Source organism: Roseimarinus sediminis (assembly GCF_050433125.1).
Lineage (GTDB): Bacteria > Bacteroidota > Bacteroidia > Bacteroidales > Prolixibacteraceae > Roseimarinus > Roseimarinus sediminis.
In genome coordinates, this window is record NZ_JBNPXV010000004.1 from 341,152 (window position 1) to 355,696 (window position 14,545).

General features: G+C 42.6%; 9 protein-coding genes. 5 read left to right on the forward strand and 4 right to left on the reverse strand.

Annotation, left to right across the window (positions count from 1 at the left end; translation table 11 throughout):
- Nucleotides 1-134: 134 nt before the first annotated feature.
- Entirely contained in the window at nt 135-974 is an 840-nt protein-coding gene (locus tag FHS86_RS07610) for a hypothetical protein (protein ID WP_429412394.1), read from the reverse strand.
- A gap of 470 nt (nt 975-1,444) precedes the next feature.
- Here FHS86_RS07610 and FHS86_RS07615 point away from each other — a divergent pair, with 470 nt between their 5' ends.
- A complete protein-coding gene (locus FHS86_RS07615; RefSeq protein WP_429412395.1) occupies nt 1,445-2,299 on the forward strand; it encodes an ATP cone domain-containing protein in 855 nt (284 codons plus the stop codon).
- Between the two features lie 20 nt (nt 2,300-2,319).
- Here FHS86_RS07615 and FHS86_RS07620 read toward each other — a convergent pair whose 3' ends face one another.
- Together FHS86_RS07620 and FHS86_RS07625 are read right to left on the reverse strand one after the other, a co-directional pair.
- Complete coding sequence (locus FHS86_RS07620) at nt 2,320-3,609, reverse strand: hypothetical protein (protein WP_429412396.1); 1,290 nt, start codon at nt 3,607-3,609, stop codon at nt 2,320-2,322.
- A 65-nt stretch (nt 3,610-3,674) separates the two neighbouring features.
- Entirely contained in the window at nt 3,675-4,265 is a 591-nt protein-coding gene (locus FHS86_RS07625) for an HAD family hydrolase (RefSeq protein WP_429412397.1), read from the reverse strand.
- 216 nt (nt 4,266-4,481) lie between these two features.
- On the opposite strand from FHS86_RS07625, the gene FHS86_RS07630 reads away from it, so the two are divergent.
- The 4 genes from FHS86_RS07630 (at nt 4,482) to FHS86_RS07645 (ending at nt 12,234) form a co-directional block, all read left to right on the forward strand.
- Nucleotides 4,482-7,940, forward strand: coding sequence for a T9SS type A sorting domain-containing protein (locus FHS86_RS07630; protein WP_429412398.1), 3,459 nt, complete (start codon nt 4,482-4,484; stop codon nt 7,938-7,940).
- 197 nt (nt 7,941-8,137) lie between these two features.
- Nucleotides 8,138-9,907 (forward strand): M14 family zinc carboxypeptidase, encoded by a 1,770-nt coding sequence (locus FHS86_RS07635; protein ID WP_429412399.1) that lies wholly within the window; start codon nt 8,138-8,140, stop codon nt 9,905-9,907.
- A 1-nt stretch (nt 9,908) separates the two neighbouring features.
- Entirely contained in the window at nt 9,909-11,612 is a 1,704-nt protein-coding gene (locus FHS86_RS07640) for a M14 family metallopeptidase (protein WP_429412400.1), read from the forward strand.
- 40 nt (nt 11,613-11,652) lie between these two features.
- The gene (locus FHS86_RS07645) at nt 11,653-12,234 is read left to right on the forward strand and encodes a hypothetical protein (protein WP_429412401.1); all 582 of its coding nucleotides are present in this window, start codon (nt 11,653-11,655) and stop codon (nt 12,232-12,234) included.
- Between the two features lie 308 nt (nt 12,235-12,542).
- Here FHS86_RS07645 and acs read toward each other — a convergent pair whose 3' ends face one another.
- Nucleotides 12,543-14,501, reverse strand: coding sequence for an acetate--CoA ligase (gene acs / locus FHS86_RS07650; protein WP_429412402.1), 1,959 nt, complete (start codon nt 14,499-14,501; stop codon nt 12,543-12,545).
- Between the last annotated feature and the right edge of the window lie 44 nt (nt 14,502-14,545).

The following is a 14,545-nucleotide window of genomic DNA, read 5'->3' on the forward strand; positions in this document are numbered from 1 at the left end:
ACGCTGGTCGAACTCATCCCGGTAAGCGAAGCGATACCAGGATCGTTGTCAATTGCAGCTCAATCAGCAGGAGCGAAGCGAACTGAAACGAGCAGGGTAAAATTTAAATTGAAAAAAACACCATTGCGAGTTCCCTATGCGATTGACAGCCCCGGAAGATCAATATGGTATATGCTCCACCCTCCATATTTACTTGGCTTCAGTTTGAAGCATCCATCTCCCTGAAAATCATATTTTGTACCACTATTATTATCTAAACCCACATAATGAATTGAAAAACTGATAAGCGCATCGCTTTTTTCCTTATTGATGTTAAATAACTTTTCATGATAGCTTACAATTTCAAAAGAATCGAAAGTATCGAGAAAATTGTTCACACTACATACAACCTTCTCCTTATCAATACTTTTATTGTCTGAATCTTTATACTCATCCAAATCAATGTACAACATATCGTAGCCCTCACCTCCAAAATCTTGCATTTTCTTCATGGTCATACTAAAAAAGTAGTCAATGGCCTGTTCTATATCGATACCGGCATTGGGATGAAACTCTTCATAAATAAAACAACTGGTCATTCCGGGTATTCGCATATCATCCATTTCATAAACAAACAATTCTTCAGTGATAAAACGGTACAATTCTCGATCTTCTACCTTACACAAAGTATCAAGTGAGATATTGTATTGATTTAACAGCTTGCAAACATACTCCAGTTCACGTACTATTTCCTGGTCCGATAATTCGGCAAGCTTCTTAAAATATGGCTTCTCAATGTATTCCCAAACAGTGATGCGTTGTACATTTTCATACTGCTGTTCGAAGGCTTCGACATAATCAAGCCACTCTTTTTCAATTTCAGGTGGCAATTCACTGGCTTTCCCAAAATGAGCACCATACTTTTCGGCAAGCTCTTTCTTTTTTAGCTCGTTACTAATTATTTTATCGTAACGATCGTTTTCCTTCTTTTCCATTTGTTGTAGTTTTAAATTCGCCAAAGGGGTGCGTATTATATAAAATGATTACTATTTACAACAATAAAACGATTATACTCATTTTTAAATAACTAAATTGCAAACAAATATGTTTGAAAATCATAGAAATTCAATTTATTGGTGAAAGACTTTAAGGAAGCGCAATGCGCATGACTTAAACGGAACACCATTTTCCTGCCCTCAATAATTGCTATGTTGCTTTCTTTTATTCGCCTGTCAAATCCCCAAAAAGTTTTCTGGTATCAAAAGTGTTGCTGTGAAAACCAGAAAACATATGAAATAAAATTATCTTTGAAAGATGCTTCTTTACTCAATAAACGGGGCAAAGAGCTATTTTTTCTCATTTAACAATAATCTGTTTGCAGACAGGCCTGATTTTTCAACGGATCGGGAGAGTTAAAGCTAAAAAATCGATTTGTCAGACAAACACTATTTTAATATTGATGTACATGAAAGATCTTTCAAGGCAGATCATGGTAACCAAAGCTTCAGGTGAGAAGCAGGTATTCTCTCCTGAAAAGCTGACAGGCTCACTTGAACGGGCAGGAGCTGATCCAGAAATTGTAGAGCAGATCGTTGATGACATTCAATCAACTATATCCAATGGAATTTCAACTCAGAAGATCTACAAAAGAGCTTTTGCTCTTTTACAATCCCAAAAGTACAGCACGGCTTCGCGTTACAAATTAAAAAATGCAATCATGGAACTGGGAGATACCGGCTTTCCGTTTGAACATCTGATAAGCCGGGTAATGGAAGCTCAGGGTTATGAAACACAAACAGGAATTGTTGTTCAGGGACGTTGTGTTAGCCATGAAGTAGACGTTATTGCAACCAACAACAAGAAGCAAATATTAATCGAATGTAAATATGCCCGTGATGCCGGAAAACCAGTTAGTGTACGTGTTCCCTTGTACATACGTTCTCGCGTGGAAGACATAGTATTAAAGCGCGAAAAGGAAGCTGAATTTAAAGACTTTCAATTTACAGGCTCGATTGCTACCAATACCCGCTTTACAAGCGATGCCATTGCTTATGGCGAATGTGTCGGACTCAAACTTCTGGCCTGGGATTATCCCAAAGGAAATAGCCTTAAAGAAATTATTGACCGTGAAAAGATTTATCCTATAACGGTATTAAATGAATTGAGTGATGAAAATAAGCAGAAGCTAATGAACAAAGGCATCGTAATTTGTCGTCAGCTTACATCCAATCCCGATGTTTTAAATTCTCTTCAGTTGTCTGAAATTAAATACAAGGCAATTCTGAAAGAGATTGAAACACTCATTGCCAATGGGCTTTAAGTCTTATTTTTTAAAATTATTTAGAACATATACAGCATTACAAAAACCATTCGTTTATTAACAGCCAGATGGTGTTCGTTGTACAATCCATTATTTAAATTTATTTTACCCAAGCCATAGTTAGCCAAAGTTCCTTCAAATTCCAACATTAAGCGCAGCTTAGAAACGTTATAGGCTATATGTGGTGCAAATCGATGATATTGTTGAACATTGGTAAAAAAACCTGCGCTTAGTGCTTCTCCTCCTCCTGTATCAGCCAATGAATGGCTTGTACCTAAGTTTTTCCCACTACCGGCAAAAAGGCCAAATTGCCAATTTATACCGTAAACAAGGTTGATGTATGCTACAATATTGTTGTAATTGGTATAACTTTCAGCTCCGGTGGCCTGTTCAATAGCACGTACGCCATATCCACCCGGCAGCAATAAATGTTTAAGGTTTTGACCCAAAATTCCTTTTATCTGTACTTTCAGATTCTCTGTTTTATACTGAAAATAAGCATTGTATGAAAAACTGTTAAGCATGCTTTCTGACTTGAAAAGCTGTTGGTAGGGCGATTCAAATGTCATTTTGGGTTTGGTGCGGTTGTACGACATCCCCCCACCCCAAACCAACTGGTTTTTACGGTATTCCAAACCCGTTGCCAACTCGGGAAGAACGCCATTGCGTTTGGCTTGATTGGCAGTTGATTGATGAGATGAATTTAACGCTGGTGAAGTGTATTGAAGTTGATAAAGCGCCGCAGCCAGCCAATTGAATGATCCGGAGTGATAAGTGAAGCAGATTTGTGGTGCACGGTTAAATGGTTGAAATGGAGCTCCGGTATTCAAAGAAGCCACGGTGGGGAAAATATCGCCGCCCCAGAAAGGATGCCAGTCCTGACCCAATAACAGACTGGCAGATTTCCAGTTAAATTGTGTAAAAGCTTTCCGAATTCTCAATAGCGAAGGTTCACTTCCAATTATCCCTCCAAAATCAACTTCGATATTCGCATTTGTTGCAGCTCCCAATAGTTCAGGACCGCTAACAGTTAACCCCATCCGGGTGGCAATGGCTGTCATGTTAGCACTCCACTGCTCATTAATATCGTCCCCTTTGGCATCGATTCCGTTAAAAACGGGCAATAAATAAATTTGCTCATGTGCTCCGTCTATGCCTTTGTAACTATCAAGAAACAAGTCGTTGCGAATAAATCCATAGAATTTCAGGTGTTCATTTTCTGCATGAACACAGGATGGTATGAAAAGAAGATTAGAAATGAAAAGAAAAAAGATTCTTCTCAGTCCATAAAAACTGGCCTGCTTGGTCATGGTTTTGTTTAAATTTTGGTATTAAAAATACTGTTGGTCAGACAGATAAATATGAAATAATTGATTTAAAGATATTTTCTAACATCAATTACTTTCATTCCGGCAGCAATGGCAGCCTGTATTCCGGGATCGGCATCTTCGAACACCAAACAGTCCCGGGGATCAATATTTAGCTTTCGTGCACATTCGAGGAAGGTATCAGGTGCCGGTTTGCCATTTTCAACATCATCGCAGGTAACTACAGCATCAACTTTATCAATCGCCCCAATTACCTCAAGGGTTCGACCGGCAATTCTTCGGTCACCACCTGTTCCACATGCAATAGGCAATTTTCCGTGATATCGAAGCAATACATCAAATACAACTTCAAGCGGTTGTGCCTGATCGATGGTTTTATAATACTCTTCTTCCTTTTCAATCGCAACCTTCTCAGGTATAAAATTTTCTGGTTGATATCGTTCTTTTAGCATCTTCATTTGTGGGCCAACAGGTACACCGGCAAATGACAGAAACAAATCGTGGCTAAACGGAATTCCGTATTTTCCCAATACTTTTTGAAAGGCTTTGAAATGGGCCGGCATCGTATCTGCCAAGGTTCCGTCAATATCAAAAATAAGTGCTTTCACTTCAGGATCAATTGAAATTTGCTTCTTCATCTACGTTCATTTTAATTCGGGGCAATAATAATCAATTTAGCATCAATTTAGAATCAGGCAAAGATTAAGGATTAATTAAGTTTAAATATGAACTGATTTGACAATTAGTTTTTAAAGCAAACTGAAAGAATGATACATTGAAATTTATTGAAGAAAGAAAAACTATGACTATATTTAACCGAACGACTATTTAATCACCTATTAAAATTAACAATTATGAGAATTTTAACTTTTACACTTTTACTAAGTTTAATCACTGCAATGTCGATGTTTGCTGATGTTCGTGAATGGAACATCAGTACAGATGCTTTCAATGCATTGGGTGATATAACAGAAACGACCACCATCGACGGTTTGACAATCTATGCTACTGCCGACAAGAGCGTGACAGTTGATGCCAACAACAAGTCGATCGATGGTATGGATTTTACTTCCCGTTTAAAACTGGGAGGATCGGGAAGCCTTGACGGCAGCACTCCTGTGGCCAGGGTTGTCGGTTTTGAAGTAAGTGGTAATGCTACCATTACCATTGCAGCCATGTCGTCGAGCAGCAGCTCCGACAGAGAACTGGTTATTTTAAGTGCTGAAGGTGATACCATTGATATCTTTCCGGCACTCGGTGAAAGTATCAGTCTCCAATCTTATGAATATACAGGAGGAGCTACATCGATTAATCTCTTCTCTAAATCGAGCGGTATCAACATATACTATTTAAAGGTAGAAACCCACGAAATACCACAAACTACGGAACAAGAATGGAACATCAGTACTGACGCCTTTAATGCCCTGGGAGATATTACTGAAACTGCAGTTATTGAAGGGCTTACAATTTATGCCAACGCCGATAAAAAAGTAACGGTTGATGCCAACAACAAGTCAGTTGAAGGCATGGATTTCACTCACCGTCTGAAGTTAGGTGGATCGGGAAGTATGGAAGAAGGAGTTCCTGTTGCACGCGTGGTAGGTTTCGATGTACCCGGAAATACAACCATTACTGTTGCAGCCATGTCGTCGAGCAGCAGCTCCGACAGGGAACTCGTCATCTTAACGGCCGAAGGAGATACCATTGATATTTTCCCGGCTCTTGGTGAAAGTATCAGTATGGCAAGCTACGAATACACTGGTGGGGCCACATCCATTTATCTCTTCTCAAAATCAAGTGGCATTAATATTTACTATATCAAAGCAATTTCTACTGTTGCCGAAGAAGAAGAGTTGGTTTTGAAGCATTCCTATACTTTTGAAGATGGAACAGCTGCCGATGTTGTTGGTGGAGCCAACGGCACGTTGATTGGCGGAGCTGCAATCAGCGGTGGCGCATTACAGACAACAACAAATGGAGACTACCTTGAACTCCCTGCTGCTGATATAGCCATTAATACTTATAGCTCGGCAAGCTTTGAAACCTACATCACAGTTGGTGACAATACACCTCAAAACGCTATGATCATATATCTTGGAGGATCAGCAAATGGTTTAGGTGGTGATGGACTTTTCTTTGCTCCCAATCACTGGAACGGACCTGCTTCACGTGCAGCAATTTCGTGTGGCAACCTCACTGAACCATGGTCAGTTGAAAGTGCTGTGACAGCTGACCCGCTAACTGAAGCAGGAAGCAAGCACCATGTTGTTGTCACCATCGACGGAACCACCCTTTCGCTTTACATTGATGGCGAACTTAAAGGAACAAACGAACTTACTGAAAATAATAGTCTTTCTGCACTCAGTAACGATTTTGCCTGGCTTGCTCGTGGTGGATACGCCAACGATGCTACCTGGCTGGGAACAGTTAATGAATTCAACATCTACAGCGGTGTGATGGACGAAAATACCATCAGCGAAAATGCTGATTTATTCCTGCTGGGCGACCCCATGGTGATTTTCGATCCGGAAACAGCCGTTGCTGACTCACTACCCGAAGGGATGAGCATTGTCGACATCGAAGGGAAAAAATACCTGCAGGTAATACTAGCCGGATGGCAATCGAGCTTCGCTCTCGATGTGCCATTTGATTTGACATCGGAAATGACTCATTTTACTGCTGAAGCAAAATATGCAGTTGGAACTTCAGGCTTTGCTGTAAACCAAATTAATACTTTCCTGAAACTCGTCGATAACTCAAGTGACGGCTGGGCGGAATTAGGTGTTGGTGCAGCCGGAAGCAGCAGTGCTTTCAAAATGTATAAAATGCCAACAAAGGCAGCAGGTACTGTAACACACATGCAGGTAGCCGGACAGGAAACCCAGGGCTGGAATGCAGTATCGGGTGATACACTGTGGATTGGTCAGGTGAAAGCATTTATCGAAATTCCTGTTGATCCCAATGTGATTGTTGATCCTGCTACCTTTGAAGGTGATTTGGCCAGTGGATGGGAAATTGTAAGCATAGATGGCAACAAATATTTCAAGGTAACCCTTAATGCATGGGATAGCTGGATGAATGTACCAGAGTATACCTTCCCCGAGGGAACAACGGGTTTCAAAGCCCATGTTAAATACGAAGAAGGGACTTCGGGTAAAGCAGTTGATGCTGTCAATACCTTCATGAAATTTTCTGATCCAAACTGGACCGAACTGGGTTCAGGTGCTCAGGCTGCTTCGGCCGATTTCGTTGAGCAAAAAATTGAACTGACCAGCACCAATGGAAAAGCAAGAGTGCTCCAGGTAGCTGCCCAGGAAATTGAAGGCGGTGGTGCCGTTACAGGCGGCATCCTCTACATAGGTAAAGTAGAAGTGATTTTCGACAACTTTGGTCCTAATCCTACTCCTGTCACCTTTATCGTTGACGATACAGCCGACAAGACTTACAGTGGTTTTGTACTGAAAGGAAGCTGGAAAAGTGCAAGTGGTGAGTACGATTCAGAATGGGACGGCGGAGTTGTTCAGTCTTCATTCTACGACGATGGCACCAACGGTGACCAAACAGCAGGCGACCACATTTGGTCGGTAACCATCGATCTGGTATCCGACGGTGGAAGCAACACATGGAAATGGGGCTTCGAAGATCTTGATGGTAACTGGATGCCATCAGCCGACATTGAATTTACAGTGGCCGATGAAAATGCGGTAAGTACTTCATACACCATACCTAAAATGCCGGAAGAAAAAGCCGATGTTACCTTTATCATTGACGATTCAGCTGGCAAAACTTACAGCGGATTTATGCTGAAAGGCAGCTGGAAAGGTGCAACCGGAGTCTATGATGCCGACTGGGACGGTGGTGTTGAACATACCGCTTTCTATGACGATGGTACCAATGGCGACGAAACTGCAGGAGACAACATTTGGTCAGTAACCCTGCAGCTGGTTCCCGATGATGGTGTCAACAACTGGGAATGGGGCTTCAACGACAGCGAAGGAAACTGGATTCCCGAAAGCAATATTCAGTTCAATGTAGTGGATACTACACCTGTTACCACTTCGTACACCACTGTGGGCTTTGACGATTATAGCAACAGTCTCCGCCTTTACCCCAACCCTGCCAACAACTTGTTAAACATTGCAGGTGTTGAAATTGAAACAGTTGAAGTTTTCAATTTAAGCGGTTCACGTATGCTGGTAAAGCAAAATTCAGCTTCATCAATCGATGTTTCAAACCTTAATAAGGGAGCTTACCTGATCAAAGTGACCAGTACCAACGGACAAACATTGATCAATAAATTCAATAAACAGTAAAAATACTGCACTTATAATTTGATTAATAATATTCGAAAACGAGGTTGCCAAGGCAGCCTCGTTTTTTACTTTTATGAAGTATCGGCTTCAACCTTACATTGTTTTTTTCTGAATTGCATCACCTTATTACCTCCTATACGATTAAGTTTTAGGCTTTTTTTCTACTTTTAGGAAGCTTATTCTTAAATTTAAAAATCGTGCAAGGACCAACACACCATCTGCAAAAAATTATTGCTTTCTTCTTTGCTGTGACCATGGTAATTAACACCAGTGCACAAAGTGAAAGTTCTCAGCTGACAAAGCGTTTAAGTGAACTCACAGCAAGTGATACCCGGCTAAGCATTGAAACACTAACACAAACAGCGGGAAAGCGGCCGATGCAATTAATTAAAATCGGAGACTTTGCTCCGGGTGAACCTGCCATCTTCGTTGCAGCCAACCTGTCTGGAAATCTTCCACTGAATACCGAAGGAGCTTTATGGTTTGCCCGCTACCTGCTTGAATCCGACAAACTGGATCCAAGGATCAATTGGTACCTGCTTCCCACTGCAAATCCTGATGCTTATGAAAGGTTTTATGCCGAAACGAAATGGGATTATCCAGGAAATGATACTCCGGTAAATAACGACAACGATCACCTTATAAATGAAGATGCTCCGGAAGATCTTAACAAGGACGGCATAATCAGCAGCATGCTGGTACCTCACCCTTTGGGGACACTTGTTCGCGACAGCAGTGATTCGCGACTGCTTAGAACAGCTGCGGCAGAAAAAGGCGAAAAAGGACTTTACCGTTTGTACACCGAAGGAATCGACAACGACAACGATGGCCAATACAACGAAGATCCCGAAGGGGGGGTCAATATCAACCGAAATTTCACCTATGGTTTTGAGTCCTTTGTGCCTGAAAACGGTAAGTGGAACGGCTCGGAAAATGAAAGCAGGGCGCTATTGAAATTCTTCAGCGAACATCCCGAAATTGCAATGGTAGTAGTGTTGGGCGAAACCAGCAACCTCATGTTTCCACCCGACGAAAAGAGCATCAGCAATGGCAATGAAAAATTGAAAGTCCCCTCCTACTATGCCCGCCGCATTGGTGTCGATGAGAAAAAAATGTATACCCTTGATGAACTGTCGGCTGAAATTGCTGCTAACATGAGTGATGTTGCCATGGGCCAGCGCATATTAAAGGCAGTAAAAAACCAGAAAGCCCCGACACAATATGAAAAGGAAGATGCAGCATTGCATCAGTACCTTTCGCTTGAATACAAATCATGGTTGAAACAGCAGGAACTTCCTGTAAAGGTGATGAAAACGCCCGAATGGGGACCCGGCAGTTTCGAAAAAACAGCTTATTTTCAATATGGTCTGCCGGTGTTTTCGATGAATTTAAATCCGCTGCCACTTTTTGACGAAAAAGCACCCGATAAAACCGATTCATTGTCTATTCAAAAACTAAAACTGCAATGGGCCGATTCGCTTGCATACGAACTATTTATTAATTGGGAAAGCCATCTGCACCCTCAGTTGGGCGAGGTACTGATTGGAGGATGGAAACCCTATGCTCTTCAACAAATACCTGCTGATTCATCCGATTTGCTATTTGAAAAGCAACTTCCATTTATTGTACAGCTGGCTCAAAAATTACCGGTACTGAATCTGAATGTGGAAACAAAGGAAGTAGGAGGCAAAATGATCAGAATTAATGCTTATGTGAGCAATTCAGGTAAAATTTCGTTCCCCACAGCCATGGGTGAACGCAATGAATACCCTGCACCGGCAATTTTAAGCCTCACGGGTGATTTTGAGTTGCTCGAAGGAAAAACGCGCACTCCTGTTGGTAAAGTAGATGCCGGTTCATCCAATGAATTCATTTTTCTTGTTAGAAAGAAATCATCAAAAGCGATTGAACTCAAACTCGAAGGCAAAAATGTATTGTTTGAACAAGCTTCCCTAAAAATTGATTAAGATGAAACGAACATATTTACTGTTATTCTTATTTCTCCCGCTGTTTAATGCATATTCGGCTGAAGAAACCGTTCAATATCCGCTGCGTTTCGACCGTTACTACACTTATGAAGAAGTAAATGAAGCGCTCGAAGTACTGAACAAAAAACATCCCTCGCTGACAAAACTTGAAAAGGTAGGGCTAAGCGACGAAGGACGTGCGATTTACGCGCTCACCATTAATAATCCCGCAACGGGTAAGGCAGAAGATAAGCCAGGCATCTATGTTGATGGAAACATCCATGGAAACGAAATTCAGGCAGGAGAAGTCTGTCTTTATCTGGCCAATTATCTGCTTACCAAATATGAAAGCAACCAACAAATCAGCCAGTTACTCGATCGTGTAACCTTTTATATTCTGCCTGTTGTGAACGTCGATGGGCGTTGGCATTTCTTCAACGATGCCAATACTCCCAGCACCAATCGGAGCATCAGGCGACAACAGGATGACGACAAGGACGGTTTGTTCGATGAAGATGCTTATGATGATCTCGATGGAGATGGGAACATCTGCCAGATGCGCATCAAAGATCCTGATGGTTTGTACAAAACCAGTGACGAAGATGCACGCCTGCTGCAGCGCATCGAACCCGGAGAAAAGGGTGAATGGACACTCCTGGGCTATGAGGGAATCGACAACGATGGTGATGGTCGCTTTAATGAAGATGCCGAAGGCTATCTCGATCCCAACCGAAACTGGCCTTTTGGCTGGTACCCCGATTTTATTCAGTCGGGCGCTGGCGAATACCCCTTGTCGGGGACCGGACTGCATGCCGTCGCCAACTACATCGAAGCGCGTAAAAACATCCTGATGGTGTGGGCTTTCCACAACAGTGGAGGCATGTTTTTGCGTGGACCGAGCGCCAGCGATCTTGTGGTGCCGCAAGCCGACATTAAAGTTTACGATTTACTGGGGAAAAACGCTGAAAAAATGGTGCCCGGCTATAAGTACATGCCCTCGTATGAACTTTATCCAACCCATGGCGACTTTGGTGAGTTTACCTACAACTTAATGGGTGCTTACACCTTTGTTGGCGAACTGTTTCAGGTTGAAAGTGAAACTTTCAATAAAGAAGGAAAAGCGGAAACTGATCGTGAAAAACGGGAAAGTGAACGCATCAGTTTTAATGATTACCTGGCTCATGGCGAATTGTACAAACCCTGGACTGCCTACGAGCATCCTGTTTACGGAAGCATCGAAATAGGCGGTTGGGTAAAAATGAGCAGCCGTCTGCCCCACCCGTATATGCTCCCCGATTTGGTGCATCGCAATGCAGCTGCCGTAATTTATTCAGCCATGCAGCTTCCCGAGGTGGAAATGGAATTGATCGACCAGCAACGGATGTCGGGAAACATACATAAAATAAGGGTCAGGCTGCGTAACACCAAAGGCATTTCAAGCATGAGCATGCACAGTTGGCAAAAAAAGTTGTACACGCCCGATCAGCTCATTGTTGAAGGTGCCGATGTTCTGGCCGGTGGTAAAATTGAGAACCTGTACACCAATCAGGTACTTTATAAGGAATATCTGCCTCATATTCAGTTCACCCGAATCGATGGTTTTTCGAAAGTGGAATACGAATTCATTGTCGAAGGAAAAGGTGAAATAAACATTCGCTTTATCTCGGTAAAAGCTGGTAGTCAGCAATTAAAAGTAAATCTTTAACAAAGTAATATTGATATACAAACCCACAAACATTACAACTATGTTTCGAACCGAAGTAATAAAAACTAAAAATCTGAGAAAAACAGGATTCTATAAAGCTTTCAATGCTTTTTCAATTGTTTTTCTGCTTTTCATTATTCTACTTACCCTGAATATTTTCGGGGAAGATACCTTGATTGGCAAACTTGATAGTGAAGAATACAACAACATAGTACAGCCAGTTGTATTGGGAGTTGCCCTGCTTATTTTACTCACTTCGAGCTACATGCGCAATGCAGCCAAAAATGCCAGCCGACTTGGAACCCTTGAAATAGACCAGGATAAAATCGTTTATCTGGTACAGGATGAAATACAGGAAACCTTTGGGCTCGAAGGTATCGAACGCATCGAATTTGAATTCTTTTCAACAAGAATGAGGGGAAATCCCATTGGAGGCATGAATTATTTTACTTTGTTTCCGAAAAACGGTGAAAGCAAAACCTACGAACTGGTAATTGCCAATTCAATGGTCAAAGCCGAATTTGGTGAATTGCTTGAGAAGATCAATCAAAAAGTACCGGTAGAAGTCACTTATTCCTATTTTCTGAAAAAACTGTTCAAGGACAGTGATTTTAAATGGTGATTCTGCCTGCTGTTTTCATAAGAAAATATTTTATCATGAATTGATCGGGCTTTCAATATAATGCTTAAATTGTTTTGGTTTTCAATGCGACAAAGGTCGCTATATCCAACTTAAAATGTTTAGCCATGACAAAGGAGAAAAGTATCAACAAAGGTCCTGAAAAGAAAGCACCGCTTAAAACAATGAAAGAGCGGAAAGCAGACAAAAGAAAAGCAAAAAACGAAAAGAAGTACGATTAGTTTTAAAATGACAGGATCAAAGAAAAACCGGCTGCAAATATTTTATGGCCGGTTTTTTTTTGTTTGATATTATCTCGAGATAAGGTTCTTGCGCAGTTCAATCAATTGCTCCACAATTCCGGGATCGGCGAGTGTTGAGATATCACCAAAATCATCGGTATCGCCGGCAGCAATTTTTCTCAGAATACGTCGCATAATCTTTCCCGAACGGGTTTTGGGCAAAGCAGGTGCTATCAGTATATGATCGGGAGTAGCAATTGCCCCAATATGATGACGTACTTCATTGCGTAATTCACCCTTCACCTCACCGTTGCCATCGTATCCTTCCTTCAGAATAACATAGGCAAAAATGCCTTCTCCCTTTATTTCGTGTGGGAAACCAACCACTGCTGCTTCAGAGCAGAACGGATGGGTAACCAGTGCACTTTCAACTTCGGCCGAACCAAGGCGATGCCCCGAAACATTAAGAATGTCATCAACCCTGCCGGTTATCCAGTAGTAGCCATCCCGATCGCGACGTGCTCCGTCGCCGGTTAGGTAATAGCCCTTGAATTGTTTCAGATAGGTATCGAAGAAGCGCTGATGGTCGCCCTGAATGGTGCGCGCCATTCCCGGCCATGGGCGTTTAATCGCCAGTAAACCGCTTACATCGTTGCCTTCGATTTCTTCACCTTCGGGCGAAAGCAGCACGGGCTCAACACCGAAGAAAGGCAGTGTGGCCGATCCGGGTTTGGCCGGCGTGGCTCCGGGTAAAGGCGATATCATAATACCTCCTGTTTCAGTTTGCCACCAGGTATCGACAATGGAGCACCGCCCCTCGCCCACCACCTGGTAATACCATCGCCAGGTATCGGGATTAATAGGTTCGCCCACAGTTCCCAGCACTCTCAGACTGGAACGATCGTATTTCTTAACAAAATCGTCCCCATCACGCTGAATGGCCCTGATGGCAGTTGGTGCAGTGTAAAACTGATTAATCTTCAATCGTTCAACCATTTCCCAATACCTGCCCGAATTAGGATAGGTGGGAATGCTTTCAAAAAGCACGGTGGTTGCACCATTCAGCAAGGGGCCATAAACCACATACGAATGGCCGGTAATCCAGCCAATATCAGCAACACAGGCATAAACCTCGCCAGGCTGGTAATCAAAAACATGCTGATGGGTTAATGCGGTGTAGAGTAAATACCCGGCCGTAGTGTGCATCAGTCCTTTGGGCTTTCCGGTGCTACCCGATGTATAAAGCAGAAAAAGAGTGTCTTCCGCATCGACATGTTCGATGGGACAATAAGGACGTTCGGCAGCCATGGCTTCGTCCATCCAGATGTCACGCGGTGCATAAAAGGGAACCTTGTTGCCGGTTCGTCGTGCAACCAGCACGTGCTTTACCGTGGGGCAAGCAAGTACAGCTTCATCTACCAGTCGTTTCAATTGGATAATTTTTCGGCCACGAACCCCCTGATCGGCAGTAATAACCATCTTACAACGGGCATCATTGATGCGGTCGCGCAGGGCTTCGGCACTAAAACCCGCAAAAATCACCGAATGGACAGCACCAATGCGAGCACAGGCCAGCATGGCATACACCGCTTCGGGAATCATGGGCATGTAAATTGCCACCCTGTCTCCTTTTCGGATTTCGCGATGGCGCAATACATTGGCCAAACGCGATACTTCGCGCTGCAACTGGCGATAAGTGATGTACTGCTCATTACCCGGTTCGTCTGCTTCCCAAATAAGCGCAACTTTATCACCGTTTTCAGTCACATGCCGGTCGACACAGTTCTCACAGGCATTGAGTTTTCCTCCGGGAAACCAGGTAATGGCCCCCTGAGCAAAATCACTGTCGTTTACCATTTGATAATGATGTTGCCAGCTAAGCAGTTCTTTGGCCCTGGCATCCCAATAAGCAGTATTGTTCGTAATACTTTCGGTGTACTGCTCCAGATAAGCATCGAACGACGCAAACAGCGAGGCTTCATATTGCTCGGGATCAGGAACATACAAATCGTTCTCCATTTCAGGCATAGTAGTTTATTTAGTTAATAATCGATTAGTTCTGTTTCTTCATT

What these genes read in the sequence shown, in the direction of transcription:
- FHS86_RS07610 (WP_429412394.1), bottom strand. Translation starts at nt 974, where the DNA reads ATGGAAAAGAAGGAAAACGATCGTTACGATAAAATAATTAGTAACGAG.
- FHS86_RS07615 (WP_429412395.1), top strand. Translation starts at nt 1,445, where the DNA reads ATGAAAGATCTTTCAAGGCAGATCATGGTAACCAAAGCTTCAGGTGAG.
- FHS86_RS07620 (WP_429412396.1), bottom strand. Translation starts at nt 3,609, where the DNA reads ATGACCAAGCAGGCCAGTTTTTATGGACTGAGAAGAATCTTTTTTCTT.
- FHS86_RS07625 (WP_429412397.1), bottom strand. Translation starts at nt 4,265, where the DNA reads ATGAAGAAGCAAATTTCAATTGATCCTGAAGTGAAAGCACTTATTTTT.
- FHS86_RS07630 (WP_429412398.1), top strand. Translation starts at nt 4,482, where the DNA reads ATGAGAATTTTAACTTTTACACTTTTACTAAGTTTAATCACTGCAATG.
- FHS86_RS07640 (WP_429412400.1), top strand. Translation starts at nt 9,909, where the DNA reads ATGAAACGAACATATTTACTGTTATTCTTATTTCTCCCGCTGTTTAAT.
- FHS86_RS07645 (WP_429412401.1), top strand. Translation starts at nt 11,653, where the DNA reads ATGTTTCGAACCGAAGTAATAAAAACTAAAAATCTGAGAAAAACAGGA.
- acs (WP_429412402.1), bottom strand. Translation starts at nt 14,501, where the DNA reads ATGCCTGAAATGGAGAACGATTTGTATGTTCCTGATCCCGAGCAATAT.